The organism is Kribbella sp. NPDC050124 (genome assembly GCF_044460355.1).
Taxonomy (GTDB): Bacteria; Actinomycetota; Actinomycetes; order Propionibacteriales; family Kribbellaceae; genus Kribbella.
This window is the reverse complement of sequence record NZ_JBITJU010000030.1, coordinates 37,341-57,233: the sequence shown is the minus strand read 5'-3', so window position 1 is coordinate 57,233 and position 19,893 is coordinate 37,341. Positions and strand designations below refer to the sequence as shown.

18 protein-coding genes are annotated in these 19,893 nt (G+C 65.5%); 3 read left to right on the top strand and 15 right to left on the bottom strand.

The features are described 5' to 3' along the window. Positions 1 to 71: 71 nt before the first annotated feature. The 6 genes from ACIBL3_RS41260 to ACIBL3_RS41235 all read right to left on the bottom strand — a co-directional run bounded on the left by ACIBL3_RS41260 (position 72) and on the right by ACIBL3_RS41235 (position 7,262). On the bottom strand, positions 72 to 686 hold the full coding sequence (locus ACIBL3_RS41260) for an MBL fold metallo-hydrolase (protein ID WP_396359445.1): 615 nt from the start codon (positions 684 to 686) through the stop codon (positions 72 to 74). Continuing rightward, positions 683 to 1,783 carry an S-(hydroxymethyl)mycothiol dehydrogenase gene (locus ACIBL3_RS41255; RefSeq protein WP_396359444.1) on the bottom strand — a complete coding sequence of 367 codons (1,101 nt, stop codon included), beginning with the start codon at positions 1,781 to 1,783 and terminating at the stop codon, positions 683 to 685. The genes ACIBL3_RS41260 and ACIBL3_RS41255 overlap by 4 nt, the downstream gene beginning before the upstream one ends. 227 nt (positions 1,784 to 2,010) lie before the next feature. Next, positions 2,011 to 2,910 (bottom strand): glycine betaine ABC transporter substrate-binding protein, encoded by a 900-nt coding sequence (locus ACIBL3_RS41250; RefSeq protein ID WP_396359443.1) that lies wholly within the window; start codon positions 2,908 to 2,910, stop codon positions 2,011 to 2,013. An 89-nt stretch (positions 2,911 to 2,999) separates the two neighbouring features. Continuing rightward, positions 3,000 to 3,902 carry an ABC transporter permease gene (locus tag ACIBL3_RS41245; protein ID WP_396359442.1) on the bottom strand — a complete coding sequence of 301 codons (903 nt, stop codon included), beginning with the start codon at positions 3,900 to 3,902 and terminating at the stop codon, positions 3,000 to 3,002. After that, positions 3,895 to 5,070 carry a glycine betaine/L-proline ABC transporter ATP-binding protein gene (locus ACIBL3_RS41240; protein WP_396359441.1) on the bottom strand — a complete coding sequence of 392 codons (1,176 nt, stop codon included), beginning with the start codon at positions 5,068 to 5,070 and terminating at the stop codon, positions 3,895 to 3,897. The genes ACIBL3_RS41245 and ACIBL3_RS41240 overlap by 8 nt, the downstream gene beginning before the upstream one ends. A 140-nt stretch (positions 5,071 to 5,210) precedes the next feature. Further along, positions 5,211 to 7,262, bottom strand: coding sequence for an FAD-dependent oxidoreductase (locus ACIBL3_RS41235; protein ID WP_396359440.1), 2,052 nt, complete (start codon positions 7,260 to 7,262; stop codon positions 5,211 to 5,213). 173 nt (positions 7,263 to 7,435) lie between these two features. On the opposite strand from ACIBL3_RS41235, the gene ACIBL3_RS41230 reads away from it, so the two are divergent. Beyond that, positions 7,436 to 8,197, top strand: coding sequence for a hypothetical protein (locus ACIBL3_RS41230; protein WP_396359439.1), 762 nt, complete (start codon positions 7,436 to 7,438; stop codon positions 8,195 to 8,197). Positions 8,198 to 8,243: 46 nt separating this feature from the next. Here ACIBL3_RS41230 and ACIBL3_RS41225 read toward each other — a convergent pair whose 3' ends face one another. From ACIBL3_RS41225 to ACIBL3_RS41210, 4 genes are read right to left on the bottom strand one after another with little or no spacing between them, the layout of a single operon-like run. Then, positions 8,244 to 9,302, bottom strand: a complete 1,059-nt coding sequence (locus ACIBL3_RS41225; protein ID WP_396359438.1) for a proline racemase family protein — start codon at positions 9,300 to 9,302, stop codon at positions 8,244 to 8,246. 6 nt (positions 9,303 to 9,308) lie between these two features. Continuing rightward, positions 9,309 to 9,719, bottom strand: a complete 411-nt coding sequence (locus ACIBL3_RS41220; protein WP_396359437.1) for a TIGR03618 family F420-dependent PPOX class oxidoreductase — start codon at positions 9,717 to 9,719, stop codon at positions 9,309 to 9,311. Continuing rightward, positions 9,716 to 11,227, bottom strand: coding sequence for a gamma-aminobutyraldehyde dehydrogenase (locus tag ACIBL3_RS41215; RefSeq protein WP_396359436.1), 1,512 nt, complete (start codon positions 11,225 to 11,227; stop codon positions 9,716 to 9,718). Before ACIBL3_RS41215 ends, ACIBL3_RS41220 begins: the two co-directional genes overlap by 4 nt. A gap of 60 nt (positions 11,228 to 11,287) precedes the next feature. Continuing rightward, positions 11,288 to 12,184, bottom strand: coding sequence for a dihydrodipicolinate synthase family protein (locus ACIBL3_RS41210; RefSeq protein WP_396359435.1), 897 nt, complete (start codon positions 12,182 to 12,184; stop codon positions 11,288 to 11,290). A 217-nt stretch (positions 12,185 to 12,401) separates the two neighbouring features. On the opposite strand from ACIBL3_RS41210, the gene ACIBL3_RS41205 reads away from it, so the two are divergent. Further along, a complete protein-coding gene (locus ACIBL3_RS41205) occupies positions 12,402 to 13,055 on the top strand; it encodes a GntR family transcriptional regulator (protein WP_396359434.1) in 654 nt (217 codons plus the stop codon). A 7-nt stretch (positions 13,056 to 13,062) separates the two neighbouring features. On the opposite strand, the gene ACIBL3_RS41200 is transcribed toward ACIBL3_RS41205, so the two are convergent. Genes ACIBL3_RS41200 through ACIBL3_RS41180 form a run of 5 tightly spaced genes read right to left on the bottom strand, consistent with a single transcriptional unit; the run spans position 13,063 to position 18,886 of the window. After that, entirely contained in the window at positions 13,063 to 14,328 is a 1,266-nt protein-coding gene (locus ACIBL3_RS41200) for a lactate racemase domain-containing protein (protein WP_396359433.1), read from the bottom strand. A gap of 11 nt (positions 14,329 to 14,339) precedes the next feature. After that, complete coding sequence (locus ACIBL3_RS41195; protein WP_396359432.1) at positions 14,340 to 14,858, bottom strand: CGNR zinc finger domain-containing protein; 519 nt, start codon at positions 14,856 to 14,858, stop codon at positions 14,340 to 14,342. Beyond that, a complete protein-coding gene (locus ACIBL3_RS41190; RefSeq protein WP_396359431.1) occupies positions 14,855 to 16,141 on the bottom strand; it encodes an enolase C-terminal domain-like protein in 1,287 nt (428 codons plus the stop codon). The genes ACIBL3_RS41195 and ACIBL3_RS41190 overlap by 4 nt, the downstream gene beginning before the upstream one ends. Continuing rightward, complete coding sequence (locus ACIBL3_RS41185) at positions 16,138 to 17,598, bottom strand: glycerate kinase (protein WP_396359430.1); 1,461 nt, start codon at positions 17,596 to 17,598, stop codon at positions 16,138 to 16,140. The genes ACIBL3_RS41190 and ACIBL3_RS41185 overlap by 4 nt, the downstream gene beginning before the upstream one ends. Then, entirely contained in the window at positions 17,588 to 18,886 is a 1,299-nt protein-coding gene (locus ACIBL3_RS41180) for a tyramine oxidase subunit B (protein ID WP_396359429.1), read from the bottom strand. Before ACIBL3_RS41180 ends, ACIBL3_RS41185 begins: the two co-directional genes overlap by 11 nt. Here ACIBL3_RS41180 and ACIBL3_RS41175 point away from each other — a divergent pair. Further along, positions 18,879 to 19,799 carry a LysR substrate-binding domain-containing protein gene (locus tag ACIBL3_RS41175; protein ID WP_396359428.1) on the top strand — a complete coding sequence of 307 codons (921 nt, stop codon included), beginning with the start codon at positions 18,879 to 18,881 and terminating at the stop codon, positions 19,797 to 19,799. The genes ACIBL3_RS41180 and ACIBL3_RS41175 overlap by 8 nt on opposite strands. Positions 19,800 to 19,893: the final 94 nt, after the last annotated feature.

Genomic DNA, 19,893 nt, shown 5'->3' with positions numbered 1-19,893 from the left:
TGGTCGGGGAGACCAGTCCTACATGAGCAGTACTTGGTGTCCAGACGATCGGCGCGGGTCGGGGTGCGGAGTCACGACGAGGACAGCGTCGCTCGTTCGATCCCGATGGAGGTGTCAGGGCCGTGGCCGGTATGCAGGAGAGTGCTGTTCGGGAGCGTGAGCAGTCTGGTGCGGATGGAGTTCAGGAGTAGCTCGGCGTCGCTGTAGGAGCGTCCAGTGGCGCCGGGGCCGCCCTGGAACAGGGTGTCGCCGGTGAATAAGCAGCCCAACTCCGGTGCGTGGAAGCAGACGGCGCCGGGTGCGTGGCCGGGCGTGTGCAGGGCGACCAGGGTGGTGCCGCCGACAGAGATCTCCTGGCCGTCGGTCAGGTCCGCGTCCCAGAGTTCGTCGGTGTGGGTGAGTTCCCACAGCGGGCGGTCGGCAGGATGCAGCAGGATCGGTGCCCGGACCTTCTCGCGCAGCGCGGGTGCCACTCGGACGTGGTCGTCGTGGGCGTGCGTACACAGGATCGCCCTCACACTTCTGTCCCCCACCACCGCCAAGATCGCGTCGACGTCGTGTGGGGCATCGATGACCACGCACTCGGTGTCGTCACCGACGACCCAGATGTTGTTCTCGACGTCGAAGGTCTCCCCGTCCAGGCTGAAGGTCCCCGCGACGACAGCGTGATTCACCCGCGTGGTCACAGGATCACCACCGAGCGAAGTACGTCGCCATGGTGCATCTTCTCGAACGCCGCCTCGACGTCGCCAAGCCCGATCTCCTCGGAGACGAACGCGTCCAGGTCCAGGCGTCCCCGGCGGTACAGGTCCACGAGGGTCGGGAAGTCCCGGTTCGGCAGGCAGTCGCCGTACCAGCTGGACTTCAGCGCTCCACCCCGGCCGAACACATCGATCAACGGCAGGTTCGGCATCGTCATGTCCGGGGTTGGGACGCCAACCAGGACGAGCACACCGGCCAGGTCGCGGGCGTAGAAGCCCTGTTTCCACGTCTCCGGACGACCCACCGCCTCGATGACCACGTCCGCGCCCTCTGCTCCGTCGTACGTTGCGGCGCAGATCCGCTTGATCTCGGCAACCGGATCGTTGACGGAAGAGTCGACCACGTGAGTGGCGCCGAGCCCGCGGGCCGCCTCGAGCTTCTTGGCGTCGATGTCGACCGCGATGATCGGGGCGGCACCGGCCAAAGCCGCACCGGCCACCGCGGCGACGCCGACACCGCCGCAGCCGATGACGGCCACCGACCTGCCGCGAGTCGCCCCGCCGGTGTTGATCGCCGCGCCGAGGCCGGCCATGACCCCACAACCAAGCAATCCAACCGCCGCCGGCCGCGCCGCAGGATCCACCTTCGTGCACTGACCGGCCGCGACGAGTGTCTTCTCTGCGAACGCACCGATCCCGAGGGCCGGCGAGAGCTCGGTTCCGTCGTCGAGGGTCATCTTCTGCGTCGCGTTGTGAGTGATGAAGCAATACTGCAGCTCGCCGCGCTTACAGGCCCGGCAGTCCCCACAAACTGCCCGCCAGTTCAGCACAACGAAATCGCCAGGAGCCACGCCGGTGACGTCGCCACCGACCGCTTCAACTATGCCTGCCGCCTCATGACCGAGCAGGAACGGGAACTCGTCGTTGATCCCGCCTTCCCGGTAGTGCAGATCGGTGTGGCAGACGCCGCAGGCCTGTACCTTGACGAGCGCCTCGGCGGGTCCAGGGTCGGGTACGTTGATCGTCTCGATGCTGACCGGCGCACCCTTCGTACGGGCGACGACGCCTCGAACCTGTTGCATCGCTTCCTCTTCCATCGTTGGCGGGAGATGCCTTCAGTTGGCGACAGCAGTCAATCCCCTGCCGGCGGGCCTCGAGCAGTGCCTGGTGGTGAATCAGCAGAGCGGCCAATGCGTTCGACTGAAATGCCCCGATTGCTGATCAAATTCGGAGAGCGACCGAGAGAGATGCCGCCGGCAGTGCGTTCTCAACCTTCGTTGGAACTCACTGCCGGCGCGACATGCTTTGCTCAGCTGGTCGCGGAGGTCCACTGGTCCACAACCGACTGATTGTCCTGGATCCAGGCCTTGACAGCATCCTGCTCGTGGCCCTGTCCAGCTTCGCTGATCTTGAGCTCCAGGCTCTGCAACTGATCGGCGGTCATCTTGAACTTGCGCAGTTGGGCCACGACCTTGGGATCGTCGGACTCGAACTTCTTGCTGCTGAGGAGGGAGAGGCTGCCTTCACCGCCGAAGACACCCTTCGGATCCTTCAGGATGATCACCGGGTACTTGCTGAGAGCCCAATGCGGCTGCCAGAGGGTGACCGCCACGGGCTTGTTGTCCTTCATTGCCTTGTCGAGAGTGGCGAGCATGGCAGGGGTGCTGCCATCGATGATCTTCAGCTTTTGCAGCCCGTACGCGGTCACGGCCTTCTTGTGCAGGTCGCTCATCAGGCCGGAGCCGGATTCGATCCCTACGATCTGATTCCCCACCTCGGATGCCTTGCCCGCCAGTTGGTCCATCGAGGTGATGCCGAGGGACTTCGGGACGGCGACCGCCTGAGAGACGCCCCCGTACCAGGAGCTCAGCTCCGTGAACTTGTCCTTGAACTGGTTCCAATAGTCGGATTGGTAGGTCTGTGACAAGGCGGGGGAGAAATCGATCTGGTTGTTGGCCACTCCCGCGTAAACCGGAGCAACGTCGAGGGTGTCGACAGTGACCTTGTAGCCCTGCTTCTCCAGCAGTTCCTTCCACAGGTAGCCGGAGGCAATCGACTCATCGAAGGCGACGACACCGATAGTGACCTGCTTGTCACCTCCGTCGCCGCCGTTGCCGCCACTTGCGCTTTGGGTATTACCACTGCAAGCGGCGAGTGAAAGAGCCAGAGCGGTGACAGCACCAGCCGCCGTTAGCATCTTGCGGATCATCTTGGTCTCCTTGTAGTGCGGGACAGGCTATGTGTGGCGAACTGGGCGGCATTGTTGATATTTCGCAAGCCTCTGACCTGGTGTGCCAGTCAGGCTGTCTTGCTCAGAACCGGGGCCGTTGCGATCTCAGGCTCGCTGACCGCAGCGGCCTCACGTGGTTTGTTCGGCTGTTTCCGGGCACGTGGGAACGCGCCGGTGACCCGATCGAGGTACATGGCCAGGAAGACCACTGCGATGCCGCCTTCGAATCCAGTCCCTATGTCGAGGCGGCTGATGCCCGTCACGACGGTGGAACCAAGGCCGCCAGCACCGACGAGTCCCGCGATCACCACCATGGACAGCGACATCATGATCACTTGGTTCACACCGGTCATGATGGAGGGGATGGCCAACGGGAGCTGGACCTGACGAAGCGCCTGCATTGGGCCTGCGCCGAACGCGGCCGATGCTTCCACCATCTCCGGATCGACCTGGCGGATGCCGAGCTCGGTCAGCCGCACGGCCGGCGGAATCGCGAAGATGAAGGTCGCGACCACCGCCGGTACGACACCGATTCCGAAGAAGAAGACCGCCGGGATCAGGTACACGAAGGCCGGCAAGGTCTGCATCGCGTCGAGCGCCGGCCGCAGAATCGAGCTGGCATGCCGATTCTTCGCCGCGAGGACACCTCCTGGGATGCCCACGGCAATGGCAAGCAGCGACGCGACGAGGACGATGGCCAGACTCTGCATCGACTCGTCCCACAGGCCCATGCTCTGAAGAAGCAGCATCCCGGCGAGGGAGAAGACGGCCAGGCCGACCCCTCGTTCCCACCATGCCAGGGCGACCGCAAGAGCTGTGATAACCAGGGGGTGTGGCGCTGTCAGCGCAGCCAGAACGATGTCGATCAACCACAGCATCACATGGGAGATCGCGTCGAATATCGGCGTGAAGTACTCGCGCAGCCAGTTGACCACGGATTCGGCCCAGCTGCCGACGGGGATGTCAGGCATGGCTCGTGCTCCCTTCATGTGCCAGAGCCTTGAGTAGCGCGGCACGCGGAATGACCCCGATCAGTCGTCGCGACTTGTCGACGACTCCCAGCGGGACGCTGCAGGTGCCGACCAGCGGCATCAGGTCCATGAGCCGCGTGCCTTCCTCGACCGTCTTGAACTCCGTGAGATCCAGTCCCTGCAAGGACGTGACGCCCGACTTGGTGGCGGTGGCGAGACGTTCGACGGAGATCGCACCCACCAACGTGCCATCGCCGGTCACGACGTACGCGCCGTGCGCCTCGGCGTTCGCGACCTTCTCCAGCGCGTCGGCGGGATGATGGTCGGGACCGACGGTGATGAGTGGTTCCTGCATCACGGTCTCGGCGGTGACCACCCGCGAGCGATCCACGTCCGACACGAAATCGGCGACGTAGTCGTCGGCAGGGCACGACAGGATCTCTGATCCGGTACCGACCTGGATGACCTTTCCGTCCCGCATCACCATGATCCGGTCACCGAGGCGCATCGCCTCGTTCAGGTCATGGGTGACGAACACGATCGTCTTGCGCAACTGCTCCTGCAGTTCGAGGAGCAGATCCTGCATGTCGCGGCGGATGAGTGGGTCCAAGGCGCTGTACGGCTCGTCCATGAGGAGGACCTCGGCATCGGTCGCGAGAGCCCGCGCGAGGCCGACGCGTTGCCGCATGCCGCCGGAAAGGGAGGAAGGAAGCACATGCGACCAGTCGCCGAGACCGACCCGTTCCAGAGCCGCGGTGGCGCGAGCCGTGCGCTCCTTGACGTCGACACCGCGGACCTGCAGCCCGTAGGCGGCGTTCTCGAGCACGGTGCGATGCGGAAAGATCGCGAAGTGCTGGAACACCATGTTGATGGTGCTGTTCCGGATCCGGCGCAGGTCACGTGGCGCAGCCGAAACGAGATCGGTGCCGTCGACCTCTACCGCGCCGGACGTCGGCTCGACCAGCCGATTCAGCATCCGCAGCACGGTCGACTTCCCCGATCCGGACAGGCCCATGATGACGAACAATTCGCCACGCTTGACGTCGAAGGACACTTGGTCCGCCGCCGGACGCCGCTCGTCCGCGGAGGCGGCCCTGCGCAGCCAGCGTTTGGCCTTCTTCTCACCAGGTGGGATGTAGATCTTGGTCAGCTCGCGCACCGAGATCATCGGAGGCTCCGACGCTCGGGCTTCAGCAGGTTCGGCGGCCCCAGTACCGTCGGACCTGCTGCTACGGGTGGTGCTGTCTTGTCCGGTGTTGCCGCGTTCCATGGGGACCTCGCAGGATTCCGGTGTTCAGGTTCCGGTGCTCAAATCGGCTGGCAAAGACGCTGGGCGTCGTAGATGGCTGCGTGAATGTTGCGACTGGTAACGGCGTCACCAATGCGGAAGAGCTGGAACTCTCCGTCGGGATTCGTCTGCACGGTCTGCGGCTGCAGAGTGATGAGTGCCTGCTGGTCGACTTCGCCGCGGTTCGACGAGTCCGGTAGGAGATCGAAGTACAGCTCGTCGACTGGGCTGGTGCCGGCCTCCACGATGACGTGGTCGACCACGCGCTCGGACTCGAGATCGGCGTACTCGCTCCACAATGTCGCGACCAGCCGGCCTGTCTCGCCGCGCCGTACCGAGCGGAGGTAGAGAGCCGGAGTAAGGCGCACATCGTGCTGGGCGAAGGCCCGCATGTACGGGTCGATGTTCATCGCCCCGACATCGGGACCGATGCTGCGTTCGGGCGTGACCACCTCGACGCGGGCGCCGAGAGTGGCGGCGTACTCGGCGGCATCGAGTGCGGCATGCGCTCCATTGCCGTCGAACACCAAGACATCACCGCTGAGGCGTACATCGCCGGCCATCACGTCCCAGGTGTCCTTGACGAGGTTCTCTCCCAGCCCCAGCAGTCCGCGACGTGGGAGGCCACCGGTCGCAACGATGACGAGGTCCGGCTCCTCGGCCAGCACGTCCGCACGCTCGGCAAAGACGCCCAGACGCAGATCCACCTTGTGATGATGCAGCTCTGCCAAACGCCAATCCACGATGCCCATCAGGTCTCGACGACGGACAGACTTGCTGGCCAGCAGGATCTGCCCCCCGGCCTGGTCGTTGGCTTCGAGGACCACCACCTCATGCCCGGCAGCACCCAGTACTCTCGCCGCCTCCAGCCCTGCGGGACCGGCCCCGACAACGACCGCGCGGCGATGACGCCCTACCGCGGGCGCGATCTCGTGCAACATCCGACGCTCACGACCGGTCGCTGCGTTGTGAATGCACTTCGCGCTGCCGTCTTCGTAGATGGCGTCCAAGCAATAACTGGCGCCAACGCAGGGCCGAATGCGATCTTCCTCGCCGGCAGCGATCTTGCGGACCAGATACGGATCGGCGAGTTGCGCCCGCGTCATGCCGACCAGGTCAAGCAACCCTTCGCGGATCGCGTACCGGGCGGTGGCGACATCGCCGATGCGACCGGCATGCATCACCGGAAGCCCGACCTCACGCTTCACGCGGGCGGCGAAGTCGAGGAACGGTGCCGACGGCTGGCCCATAGACGGGATGACCTTGGCCATCTCGTGGTCGGTGAAGATCGAACCCTTCACCACGCTGTAGAAGTCCAGACCCTCAGCTGCCAGCCGTCGCGCCGCTTCGAGACCTTCATCAGCCTGAAGACCACTTTCGCACGCCTCGTCCATGCTCATCTTCATCCCGACGATGAAGTCCGGGCCGACTGCCGCCCTGACCGCCCGGACGATCCGCCGGGGGAACTCCAGGCGGTTCTCCAGCGACCCGCCGAGCTCGTCGTCGCGATGGTTCGTGAACGGCGACAGGAAGCTGTCGACCAGATGCCCCGTTGCCATGTACAACTCGATGCCGTCGAGGCCCGCCTCCTGACAGCGCTGCGCCGCCGCTGCGAAGTCGCGCACGACCCGGTCGAGATCCCATCGCTCGGCCGCCTTGGGAATGGTGCGATGCGCGGGCTCACGGACCAGCGATGCCGAGATCGCCGGCAGCCAGTCGCCGGTGTAGTTCGTCGTACGGCGACCCAGATGGGTCAGCTGCATCATGGTTGCCGCGCCGTGGGCGTGGACCTCGTCGGCAAGACGCCGTAGCCACGGAGTGATCTCGTCCTTGTAGACCGTCAAGTTGCCGAAGACCGCCGCGCTGTCGCGTGAGACGACGGCCGATCCGCCGAACATCGTCAGGCCGACACCACCCTTGGCCTTCTCGGCGTGATACGCGATGTAGCGGTCGGTCGGCAGTCCGTCTTCGCCGTAGGCCGGCTCGTGCGAGGTGCTGACGACCCGATTCCGCAGCGTCAAGTGCTTCAGCGTGAAGGGCTGAAGCAGCGGGTCATGCGTCTGGAGGCTCAAGGAAATCTCCTACTGACCTGGACCTTCCGGGGTGCAGACTGTAAAACAATCTGCAGGCAGCTTGTGACGCGCCACGGGACTTGTCAAGGGTTCGGCAACTTCTGTGACCAGCGGTAGATCCGCACCGTGACAACGCTTCGCACGAGCACCGCGACCACCTGAGAGGACGGCGAATGCACACCAGCAGGAGCATGCGGCCCCACGAGTTCAAGGTCACTGCAGACGGGAAGCCGGGCACCCTCGACGACGTACTGCCGGGGTTGACGACCGCCGATCGGCTCGCGATCGTCACCCACACGCCCGGCGGGTCGTTGGCAGCCGCGCCGCTGCTCCTGGCAGCAGTTGGCAGGTACTACGAACTGCTGCGTACGGAGCGTGACGAGTTCTACCGATATCCCGGGTACTTCGTCGTTCACGTCGGCGAACTGCGGGCTTACCACGGCTGGCTCGACGTGTGGGCAGAGCACAAGGAGGTCGTGGTCGACGCGAACGCCGAGGCAGTGCTCGATGCGTTGCACGACCGTGGAATCACCCGCGTTCTCCTGGAAGACGTCGAGCCGGCCCGCGGTGAGCTGATGCGAGAGACAGCGAACTGGTTCATCGAAGACATCCAAGACGTCCTGAGTTTCACTCCAGGCCACAGCGAGGGCGCACTGACCGTTCGTCCCTCGGCCGCGGCATCACGCCTCGTACGACTGGCCGTACAGGCCTCACACGGGGTTATTCCTCCGGAGACGGGCGCAACTGTTCAGGCCGGCGCAGATCGGCCTCAGGCCTTCGAGCGACTGACACCTCTCGCAGGGCTGCAGCTCATGTGTGGCTACGGACCGACGCCGCACGTCATCGGACAAAGCGACGAGTACGTGGCCCGCCATGGGGCCACTCTCGAGACCATGGGGCGGCACCTGTTCGCCGTGGAGGCTCCTGGCCGGTGACCGCAGGTGTGCCCTCTCCCCCCGAGGCGAGAGGGCACACGTGTGTTTACAGCGCCCAGAGGTCGCCCAGGGTGTACCCTTGCGGGAATGGGTCGGAGTCGTCGAGCAGCAACCGTCCCGTCCCGCTGACCCAGGCCTGGCCGCTGATCACCGGACGGACGGCGTCCCTGGGATGGTCCGCGACCAGTTCGGTGAGATGGCCGGTGAAGCATGTGCCGAGGATACTCTCGTGCACGAACGACTCCCCCAGCCCGAGCTCACCACGCGCGTACTTGGCTGCCATCCGCCCGCAGGTGCCGGTCCCGCACGGGGACCGGTCGACGCTTCCTGTCCAGGTCGCCGGGTCAGCGAGATCGACCTCGGCATTGCAGCAGATCACGGCGTTCCGCCCGGACACCCCGGGGTTGGGGCTCGGGCCGTGCAACATGACCAGATCGATCGTGCAGATATTCGGATTGTCGGGGTGCTTGACCGGAATCTGCTGCCGGGCAGCCGCTCGAATGAGCGCGCCTACCCGAGTGATCGACTTGCCGGCGATCGGTTCCAGGCTGACACCGGCGTCGGCGGCGCGCGCCTGGACGAAGAACTGACCACCGAAGACCACGTCCACGCTCAGCGTGCCGAGCTCGGGCACCTCGAGAGGATGATCGAGTACCTCGACAAACGACGGAACGTTGCGAATCGCAACATCCGTTACCTTGCCGTCGGCAACCGTCGCAGTGGCCTCCACGAGGCCGACCGCAGTGTCGATGACGACAGTCTGCTGGTGTCCGGTGACCGGCAGCATTCCGGTCTCCAGCAAAGCGGTGACGGTACACATCGTGTTGCTTCCCGACATCGGGCGAAAGCCTGCCTGCTCGAGCACGATGATGCCGACGTCGGCACGCGGGTCGCACGGCGCCGTCACCAGGATCGCGCACATCGCCGGATATCCACGCGGTTCCCGTAGCACGAGCCGGCGGAGCCATTCCAGCTCGTGCTGGGCATACTCCAGCTTCTCTGCCATCGTCGATCCGCGCGCCAGAAGATGACTACCGATGAGAACGCGTCCGGGTTCACCCGCAGCATGGACGTCGATGGTCGCGATCGACTGTCGAGCCGTCATCTCCGCTCACTCTTCATAGTCGTGGATGCGAGTCGGGGTCACGATCACGATCACCCTCGGCCGCGACTGATGCTCGACCCATTCGTCTCCGGTGTAGTCGATGGACAACTCCTCGATCAACCGGCTGGCCTCGTGGGTCTCGAACCGGGCACGGCCACGGATCTCGCTGTAGCGATAACCGTTGCGCCGGTCGATGACGAGGACGCTCACCACGTCGTTCCGGAGGAGATTGCGGTGCTTGGCCCGACCTTCCACCGTGGAGAACTCAACCTCGCCATCGCGTTCCCGGGCCCACACCACCGACTGCTGCGGGGTGCCGTCCGCGTTCACCGTGGAGACAACGGCAAAGTTGGGCTCGACGAGCAGCTCGCGTGCCAGCGGAGTCAGTTTGCCCACACCATTCACCCCGGCCGTCATCGCGGCGCCTTGGCCGCGCCGTCGTCGGTGAAGATCGTCCGGTGCCAGTCTCGGCGCGACGCACCGGTGATGTCCACCATCACGTGCTTGACCGTCGTGTACTCGTCGAAGGCGTAGGTACTCATGTCCTTGCCGAAGCCCGACTGCTTGACACCGCCGTGCGGCATCTCGCTGGCCAGCGAGATGTGATCGTTGATCCAGACGGTCCCGGCCTGGAGTTCACGACTTGCCCGCAGCCCACGCTGCAGGTCCCGGGTCCAGGCCGACGCCGCCAGCCCGTAGCTGGTGTCGTTGGCCAGCCGGATTCCCTCGGTGTCGTCGTCGAACGGCAGCACCACGAGCACCGGCCCGAAGATCTCGTGCTGCACGATTTCGGAGCGCTGGTCGACGTTGGTGATCAGCGTCGGGGCGTAGTAGGCCCCGCGGCTGAGATCGGTACCGTCCCAGCCCACGGCCGGCTGGGTACCGCCGACCTCGATCTTCGCACCTTCCGCCTCGGCGCGACGGACGAATCCGTCCACCCGCTCGCGCTGCCGGAGCGAGATGAGGGATCCCAGATCCGTCCCCATCGACATCGTGTCACCGATCCGCACCGACGACATCACATCCGCCACGCCGTGAACGAAGTCGTCGAACAGCGGACGCTGGATATACGCGCGGGTCGCCGCCGTGCAGTCCTGGCCGCCGTTGATCAACGCGCCGGCGACGGCACCACGAATCGCTCCCTCGAGATCGGCGTCGTCGAAGACCACCATGGGTGCCTTGCCACCGAGCTCCAGGTGTACTCGCTTGGCCACCGGCGCCACCAGGCCCATGATTCGAGTGCCCACCGCCGTGGAGCCGGTGAAGGACACCATCGATACACCGGGATGCGTGACCAGAGCCTCGCCGACAGACGGGCCCGCCCCCGTAACGACGTTCACGACGCCTTCCGGGATACCGGCGTCGAGGCAAGCCTGGGCGAGGGCCACCGTGGTCAGCGGCGTGATCTCCGCCGGCTTGACCACAATGGTGTTACCGGCCGCGATAGCGGGCAGGATCTTCCACGCCGCCATCTGCAGGGGATAGTTCCACGGAGCGATCGACCCGATGACTCCGATCGGCTCACGCCGGATCTGCGAGGTGTGAGTCGGCACGTACTCGCCGGCCGCTTTGCCCTCCAGATTCCGGGCCGCCCCGGCGAAGAACTCGAAGTTGTCGATGGTGCCAGGCACGTCGAACTCGGTGGACAGCCTGATCGGCTTGCCGGTCTGCCTGGTCTCGGCGTCCGCGAGCTCCGCAGACCGTTCACGGAGCAAGGCGGCGGCCCGATGCAGGGCATCAGATCGATCTGCGGGCGTCGCTCGCGACCACTCCGGGAACGCCGCCGCCGCGGCGTTCACCGCTGCATCGACATCGCCGGCGGACGCCTCGGGGTAGGTCTCGAGCACGTCGCCCGTCGCCGGGTTCAGCACGGTAAGCTGCTCCGGCCCCGTTCCTGCTGCGGTCTTGCCGTTGATGAACTGCACAGCGATCGTCTCCTGCTGCTCGGTCGGATGGGAAAGAACAAGGCGGCGAAACCAGGGCGATCAGAGCAGCCCGGCCTCGTCCATCAGCTTCCGCAGAGCGGCCACGTCGCTCTCGCTCGCAGGCAGAAACGGCAACCTGGGCTCCCCAGCAGGAACACCGAGAAGGTTCACGGCAGCCTTGACGCGCTGCCCGTAGGACTCGGCTTCGAGGAAAGCAACGAGCGGAAAGATGCGCGACCAGATCGCCCGGCCGGTGTCGAGGTCGCCTTTCACGGCCATCGCGTCGTACAGCTCGACCGCGAGTTCAGGGAAGATGTTCGCCGCACCCCAGACCGACGCCTTGGCACCGGCCGCCAGGCCGAAGAAGGTCAGGCTGTCCCAGCCGTTGCAGACCTGAATCCGGTCTCCGTAGTTCTCGATCAGCTCCGTCAAGGCGGCGGCATCCCCGCTGGAGTCCTTCATCGCCGCAACACCAGGGATTAGGGCAAGCTCCCCGATCTGAGCCGGGGTGAGGCCCTGACCACTGACCGCGGGCATGTGGTACAGCATCACCGGGATGGAGATGTTGCCCGCGACATCAGAGTAGTAGCGGTGCAACTCCGCGAAGGACAGCGTGTCGTAGTACGGCGGAATGACCATCACCGCCGCGGCATCGTGCTGCTCCGCGTGCTGGCTCAGCTCGATCGCCTCGGCCGCAGTAGCCGCACCGGTATGCGGCACCACCGGGACTCGTCCGGCAGCTGCGGCCAGCACTGTGGAATGCAGCAGCTTCCTCTCGTCACGGGACAACGCGGTGAACTCCCCCGTCGAGCCACCCGGGATCAGCCCGCCGACGCCGGCAGCGATCAGGCGCTCGACCTGGCTCGTCAGCGCAGCGGTGTCAATGCTCACACCGCCTTCGGTGAACGGCGTGATCATCGCCGGCAGGATGCCGGTCAGTTCCAGTTTCGGCGCCATGCGAACGCTCCTCATCAGCTGGTCAGTACCCATCGCAGACTGCTGACTGTATGACAATCTGCATCTGCGAAGGTACGTCCGGCCAAAATCGCTGTCAAGGGGTCGCACACCTGCCCGGCGGCTCGGCCGAAGTTGAGTATGATCTGCACATTGCCAAACAATCAGCAGCGCGGAGGGATGACTAGGTATGGCGCGAGGACTGACACGTATCGCAAGCGTGACCCGTCGTGACGCCGTCCTCACAGAACTGCGGAACGCCGTTCTGACCGGTCAGCTGCGTCCTGGCGAGCGGCTCCCCGAAGTGCGACTCGCGCGCGATCTCGGGGTCAGCCGTCCCACCGTCCGCGAAGCCATCTATCAGCTGATCCACGAAGGCCTGCTGGTCCAGGAGGACCACAAGGGAGTCACCGTCGCCACGATCGACGAGGCGACCATCACGGACATCGCGATCGTCCGTACGGCGCTCGAGTCGCTGGCCGCCAAGAGCATCGCCGCCGACGAGGACGGAGCGGCCCGGGCGCGCCTTCGCGAGGCCTGGGAGGTCTACGACCAGGCAGCGCTCAGTGGGGACCCCGCACTCGAGAACGAAGCCCACTTGGAGCTCCATCGGACGATCTGGGCCGCGTCGGGCAACGTCATCCTGCAACGAATCTGGCCGATCGTGTCCGCGCCGATCAACCTGGCCCTGAGCACGGACGTGGTCGTGCGGCACGACCAGGAACGCAGTCGGCGCACCCACCGGGAACTCGTCGAGGCGATCCTGGACAATCGGCAGCGAGACGTCACGTCGGCAGTCCGCCGGCACATCCAGCGCAGCGCGGCGGAGCTCCTGGAACTGCTCCAAGCCAGGGACAGCGAGCAGACCAGCTGACGGTGCGCTATCCAGCCGTCGTACGCGAGCGTCGCAGAGACCCCAGCGCACCATCGGTGTAGCCGAGTGGGAATGGCTCGCCCAGCAAGGTCAGACCCTCAACGTCGTCGCATTCGGCGGCCAGTGCGGCGCTGACCTCGATGGTCGCAAGGTCCTTCGTGTTCGCGATGCGTACCAGACGCAAGGAGGCGGCATCGACGGGACCGATGGTGGCGATTGCCGCCTCCACCGCAGCCTGGTCGGTCGGCAGCACCATCGGGATCCGTGCATGCTCCGGCTCGGAACCGGCGAGGGCGTTGACGTACAGGGCCTGCCGATCGATCTTGCAGTACAGCCGATCGGTGATGAAGTCCGCGATCCCCACGCCGTCGGCGTTCCCGGCCGATGCGTCGGTCAGGTCGCAGACCACGATCCGTTTCACCCTCGGTTTGTCGGGGTCGGCGCCGAGCAACGGCATCGACAGCCGCCCGACGACCTTCGTGTCGAAGCCGGAACCCGAGATGTCCTTGCCCATCTCGTCGATCACCAGTACGTCGATGTCGTCGAAGGGCAGCTTGGGCAGCATCGCGCGAACGCGACGCAGCATCTCGGCCTCGGAGAAGCGCATGGTCGCCGACGGCATGACCTCGACCTCGGCTGTCTGGCCGAAGCCATCCTCTGCGATGCCGACGCCGAACAGCAGCGGACGTGACGCCGTGACACGGTCGACGATCGCCGAGATCGTCGCGCCGTACCCGTCTCGAAGAAAGTAGCGGTGGTACACCGTCGCTCCGAACTCCTTGCCGATCCCGATGGCAATCATCTTCATCAGGCCGGACTCGAACGGATGAGTGAACTCGGTGTGCGGCTTGACTCTGTTCACAACGACGAAGGCGTCCGCCTCGAAGGCGTGCCGGTCCATGGCCACGGGCATACCGTTGGGCAGCTCACCGAGCAGCTCGACCTCGAGCGATGAACGAACCGGGCAACCCATCGTCTCCTCGCTGATGCCGGCGTGGGCCAGCACTTTGGCCTGGCCGGCCGCCGTTGCCGACCCGTGACTGCCCATCGCGGGAAAGCAGAACGGCGACAGCCCCAGCTCCTTGAGACCAGCCACAACCGCGCCGACGATCGATGCGTAGTTGCCGATACCGCGACTGCTGCAGCCGACGGCGATCGATGCGCCGGCCCGGACGTCCAGCGTCCCCTTCAGCGCCGCGATCTGCGCCGTCACCGAGGCGAAGACATCCGGCAGCGGACGTGAGACAAGTCGTTGCTGCACTGTTCGCATCATCGGAGCACCGGTCAAGGGTGTTCCTCCCGGATCGAAGTGGCCGAACGTGCGGGCCTCGTACGACGACGCGCGCGATACGCAGCGACATGGACACGGTTGCCGCAAGTGCCATTGGCGCAGTAACGCTTCGAGCGATTCCTGGACAAGTCGACCAGGACCGCGGCACATCCAGGAGCCGCGCACCGCTTCAACCGGTCGAGGTCGTCACCGCGGATCAGATCGATCACGCCCATCGCGGCCTCGATCGCAAGGTACGCCGGCCACGCCTTGTCAGGGCTGGAGATGTGGAGATGCCAGCCGACTCCGTCATGCGTGACGAGCTGTGGCCGGGCGCGGGCCTCGGCCAGCAACTGCTCGGCGACGCCGGCCGCCACACCCGGGTCTGTGACCTGCCACAGGTCCCGCAGCGTGTTCCGCAGGCCGGCCAGTTCATCAGCGCCGGACGGTCTCGTGTTGACGACCGCCGCAGTGTGGATGAGCCCGATCCTGGTGTCCTGGGTACACGTCTTGCCCGGGTCTGCGGGGGTCATCGTGAAAACTTCGCAATGGCGGGGACATCGGCCAGCGTGCAGTCCGCGATCTGCTCCGACACCCGCAGGAGGTAGTTCAGCTTTTCGATCCGCTCCCCCGATCGCGGCGCGCCGTTCTTCTGAAAGGGCACCCCGAGCCCCACCGACAGGTCCATCACGACATCGTCGACGACGCCACCGGAGCGCCCGGAGGGTACTGCGTGCACTCCGTGGGCGCGGGCATAGGTGTAGCACTCCAGCGCCTCGGTAATTGTCCCCACCTGATTGGGCTTGAGAACGAAACCGTCGACCGCGCCGGTCACGACAGCGCGCGCCAGCCGATCCCGGTTGGTCACGATCAGGTCGTCTCCGAGGATCAGACTGTCCTTGATGGTGCTCACAGCAACCGGATAGCCCTCCCAGTCGTCCTCGTCCAGGAGATCTTCGACGAAGACGAGCGGGAAGGCCGATGTGAGCTCGCGGGCGTAGTCGATGAGCTCCGCCGAGCTGACCCGATTCCCGAGCAGGTGGTACGTCGCGCTGCGGTCGTCGTACATCTCACTGGATGCACAGTCCAGCGCAAATGCCATCGTGTCAGTCAGGCCGGCCCGCTCGACGGCCTCGGACATCAGTTCGAGAACGCGGCGAGGGTCGCCCGTCGGGGCGGCGAAACCGTACGACGAGGCAACCTGCGGCGCCCGGCCGAGGTACTCGGTCAGCACGCCATCGAGTACGCCGAACAGACGGACTGCGGACTCGATCGCCTGCTGGATCGAAGTCGCCCGAAACGGCATGACGATGAACTCGTTGAACGGCTGCACGACGTCGCCGTAACGGCCGCCGTTGATCACGTTGAAGCTCGGTACCGGCACCGTGGACACAGGCGCCAGGCCGGCCAGCTCGGTGACGTACCTGTACGTCGGTTCGCCGGCCGCGGCCGCCGCGGCACGCAACAACGCGATCGACGTCGAATAGATCGCGTTGCCACCGAGACGGCTCTTGTCCGGGGTGCCGTCCAATTCGATCAGCAGGCGGTCGAGCGCCGCCAGGTCATCGAGGGTCCGGCCGAGCAGCAGCGGTGCGATCTCGTCAGTCACCGAAGCGACGGCATGGTGCACGCTCAGCCCGTTGTACTCCAGTCGATCCCCGTCGCGCAGGACGAAGGCCTCATGCGCCCCGACCGAGCTGCCGGTCGGAGACGATCCTCGACTGACCTGTCCGCCGTCAGTGCGGATCTCAACCTCGACCAGAGGCCGAGCCTTGCAGTCCAGGAGCTGCCGTGCGGTGACCGACGCGATCTTCATCGGAGTGGGCCCACCTGTGCGGGCACATAGACGAGGTTGAGATCGCAGACATTGGTGCCAGTGTTGCCGGTGTCGATGACGTCACCGATCTCGAGCAACGCCTCGTGGGACGCGTGACTTCGCAGTGCGGTGTGGAGACTGACCCCGTTCGCCCGCGCCCTCGCCAGGCTGGTGGAATCCGTTACGGCACCGGCTGCGGGCGTTGTTCCGTCGGTGCCCTCGGTATCGATGGACAGCGCGGCCGCACCGGTCACCTTCGCGGCACCGATGGCGAAGGCCGCTGCCAACTCGTGCCCAGGGCCGCCGTGCCCTTCGATGCTTTGGGGGTTGACGATCTGCGTCGTGGTTTCCCCCGTGGCGACCAGGACGCAGGGTGGGGCGATCGGATTGTTGTTCACCTGGATCTCGCGCGCGACGGAGGCCAGGAACGTACCTGCATCGCGACTCTCTCCCTCCAGGAAGGAGGTCACGATCAGAGCTGGAAGTCCCAGGCCTTCAGCGACTTCCTTGGCGTAGATCGACGAATCGGCGAGGGTGTTGATGAGGTAATAGGTGTTCTCCGGAAATGCCTTTGGGGTTTCGCTTTCCGGACCGGCGTTCTTCAGGTAGCTGACGACGGAGGCCGGCAGCCGGTCGGCCAGGTCGTACTCGTCGATGACCCGGCGGGCATCAGCTAGCGTGGTCCTGTCCGGACCGATCGGCGTCGACGCATACGCGGGGAACGGCTCGCCGATGTCGTCCGTCGGCGCGTTTCCCACGGCGTCCGAGATCCCGAACCCGATCAGCTCGGCCCCGGATGCGGCGATACGTTGAGCAAGCCGGCCACCGTTGGTCTGCGAGATGTGGCGCCGGATGGCATTGATCTCGTAGATGCCCGCACCACTCTTCAACAGGACGTCGGTCGCCGCCATCTCGTCCCGCAGGTCGATCCCGTCGACAGGACAGTTCATCAGGGCCGACGACCCGCCGGAGATTACTGCGATGAACAGGTCGTCCGGACCTGCTTTGTCAGCCAGGTCGAGGATTGCCCGAGAGGCGTCGTACCCCGCCTGGTTGGGAATGGGGTGACCGCCGACGTGGATCTCGGTACGGCGAAAGCGGTCCGAGGCCTCAGCTACCTTCACGATCGCGATCCCGCGAGTGAGCCGGTCGCCCAGGATCTCGTCGACCGCCATTGCCATGTGATTGCATGCCTTGCCTGCGCCAACGAGGTAGACATTGCGTTTGGTCGAGAGATCCCACGACCTGCTTCCGACAGTCAGTACGTCGCCATCGAGCGACATGATGCTCTTGATGCGCTCGTAGGCATCCATTCGCTGTAGCACCGCGTCGGCGATCTTGAGGACAATCTGACGCGCCTCGGTGTCACCGATCCGCAAGAGACTGTCCGTGTTGCGGATCTTCGCCATGGTCGGCGCGGTCACCATTGGGACAGCCATTTCCTGATCAGTCGCCATGAGGGGAATCCCAGAGCAGAAGCGACTGGCCGAGCCCCGCAGCGTGGGCGCTGCGATAGAGCTCGTAGCCCCACGCGACGTCGAACACGGACATGCCGCAGGCGACGAATGCGATCCGCTCGTCGTCGCTGGTCCGGCCGGCCGCGCGCCCGCCGAGCACCGACCCCAGGTCGGCGAAGTCCTTCAGTGGAGGCAGCTGCCCGTCGTCGATCAGGCGATAGATCGGGCCGCCAATGACGGCGTTGTACGCCGCCTGCTTGTCCGGCGCGGCCTCGGCCTCCTCGACGTACGCCTCGTGGAGAGGGACGTGGTCGAGCACGATCCGCGTGTTGGCCCAGAACTCGTCGTCAGCAGCCAACGGTCCCGAGATCAGGACCGTCGCGCCTGGGGCCAACCAGGACTCCTGGATCGTCAAGGGCTTGATGCGCGAGGCAGCCACCGTGACCACCTCGGCGTCCTGCAGGGCCACCGGAAGATCCAGTTCGACCACTGCTTCCAGCCCGAGTTCCTGCCGTACCCACTCGGCGAACCGCTCTGCGGCGGCTTCGAAGAGGTCGTAGCAGTACACCCGCGTGAGGCCTGGCAACTGGGTGGCGATGGCGCGCAGGCAGGCCCGGTTGATGACGCCGGTGCCGAGAACGGCGATCGAACTCGCCGAGGTCCGAGCCAGGTGCCGCGCGGCAACGGCAGGCACTGCGCCGGTACGCGCCGAGCTGATGAGATTGGCCGACATCAGGCACAGCGGCTCGCCGGTGTCCTTGTCGTTCAGCATCAGCGTCAGCACCGAGCGCGGCAGTCCCTTGTCGGCGTTCGCATGGTTGGAGCCGTACCATTTGTTGCCGCAGACATCGAACCTGCCGCCGAGATACCCGGGCATGGCAACGAAGCGACGGTCCGGCCCGGCGACCGGCATGTTGGGGAACGGTGAGCGCTCCGGAAAGACCAGCCCGATGCCATGACTGTTGTGGTTGGTGCCACCCATCAGGTAGTCACCGTCGGCGAGGAGCCGGAAGACCTCTTCCGACACGTCGACGCACCGGGCCGCGTCGAGAACACCCGCGGCGATGCAATCGGGCTCGGAAAGGAACAGAAACTCGCTGCGCTTGCCCACAGGGACTCCTGACTCAACCGGCGGGATCGCACCGCCACACTTCGTGGACCACGGCTTCGAAGCGCCCGGCGGCCCGTCGGTGCATTCATGCTCACCCGGCGACAACCTTGCGGTAAAGCAACAGATTCGCTGGAATACTCTTCGGGAAATCCGAACAGTGGAGGAGCCGATGCTCAACCTTCACCGACTCCGGCTGCTGGTCGAACTGGAACGACGAGGCCGAATCAGCGACGTCGCGCAGGCGCTCTCCTACAGCGCGTCGAGCGTGTCCCAGCAACTCAAGCTGCTCGAATCCGAAGCCGGCGTACCTCTGCTCGAGCCGGTCGGACGCGGCGTTCGGCTGACCTCCGCAGGGCAAGGCCTCGCCCAGCACGCACGGCAGATCCTCGCCCAGGTCGACCGAGCCGAGGCCGATCTCGCGGCAAGCCGCTCCGAAGTCGCCGGCGACGTCCGGGTCGGCATCTTCCAGACGGCGACGATCACCCTGATCCCTGCCGTCCTCGAACTGCTCAGCGTCCGGCACCCCGCCCTGACGCTCTATGTGACCGAGATCCAGCCAGACGCAGGTACGGCGTCCCTGCTGGCCCGGGAGTTCGACCTTGTGCTCGGCGAGGAGTACCCGGGCATGGCCCATCCCCCACCGAATGAGATCACGCGCACCGAACTCTTTCGCGATCCGTTGCGCATCTACATTCCCGAGGCACGCGAGCGGTCAACTGAACGACGGCTCAGCAGTCTGGCCGACGCCGACTGGATCTTCGAGCCGACGGGGAAACCGGCCAGGGCCTGGGCGGAAGCTGTGTGCCGGACGGCGGGCTTCGAACCACGGGTCCGATTCGAGTCCGCCGACCTACTCGTGCACGTCCACCTGGTCGAGACCGGTCACGCGATCGCGCTGTTGCCCGACCTCGTCTGGGGGTCCCGGACCCCGACGGGCCGTCTCCTGCCACTACCCGGGCAACAGCGTAGACAGGTCTACTCAGCCGTACGCGCCGGCGCGGAGGCGCGACCGGCCCTGATTGCGATCCGGGACGCTTTCAGCGACATCGCCGACCAGCGGGGCCTGTCCCCTCTTGACCGCGGCGCGTGAAGACTCTTACCGTCGACAGCAATGCAGACTGTATGACGATCTGCGGCTCGCAGGTCCGAGACCTCGGCCAGTTGCCGCCTACTCGCACCTCGAG

Coding starts and splice junctions, on each gene's coding strand:
- ACIBL3_RS41255 (WP_396359444.1), bottom strand. CDS start 1,783: ATGCAACAGGTTCGAGGCGTCGTCGCCCGTACGAAGGGTGCGCCGGTC.
- ACIBL3_RS41250 (WP_396359443.1), bottom strand. CDS start 2,910: ATGATCCGCAAGATGCTAACGGCGGCTGGTGCTGTCACCGCTCTGGCT.
- ACIBL3_RS41245 (WP_396359442.1), bottom strand. CDS start 3,902: ATGCCTGACATCCCCGTCGGCAGCTGGGCCGAATCCGTGGTCAACTGG.
- ACIBL3_RS41240 (WP_396359441.1), bottom strand. CDS start 5,070: ATGATCTCGGTGCGCGAGCTGACCAAGATCTACATCCCACCTGGTGAG.
- ACIBL3_RS41230 (WP_396359439.1), top strand. CDS start 7,436: ATGCACACCAGCAGGAGCATGCGGCCCCACGAGTTCAAGGTCACTGCA.
- ACIBL3_RS41225 (WP_396359438.1), bottom strand. CDS start 9,302: ATGACGGCTCGACAGTCGATCGCGACCATCGACGTCCATGCTGCGGGT.
- ACIBL3_RS41220 (WP_396359437.1), bottom strand. CDS start 9,719: ATGACGGCCGGGGTGAATGGTGTGGGCAAACTGACTCCGCTGGCACGC.
- ACIBL3_RS41210 (WP_396359435.1), bottom strand. CDS start 12,184: ATGGCGCCGAAACTGGAACTGACCGGCATCCTGCCGGCGATGATCACG.
- ACIBL3_RS41200 (WP_396359433.1), bottom strand. CDS start 14,328: ATGATGCGAACAGTGCAGCAACGACTTGTCTCACGTCCGCTGCCGGAT.
- ACIBL3_RS41195 (WP_396359432.1), bottom strand. CDS start 14,858: ATGACCCCCGCAGACCCGGGCAAGACGTGTACCCAGGACACCAGGATC.
- ACIBL3_RS41190 (WP_396359431.1), bottom strand. CDS start 16,141: ATGAAGATCGCGTCGGTCACCGCACGGCAGCTCCTGGACTGCAAGGCT.
- ACIBL3_RS41185 (WP_396359430.1), bottom strand. CDS start 17,598: ATGGCGACTGATCAGGAAATGGCTGTCCCAATGGTGACCGCGCCGACC.
- ACIBL3_RS41175 (WP_396359428.1), top strand. CDS start 18,879: ATGCTCAACCTTCACCGACTCCGGCTGCTGGTCGAACTGGAACGACGA.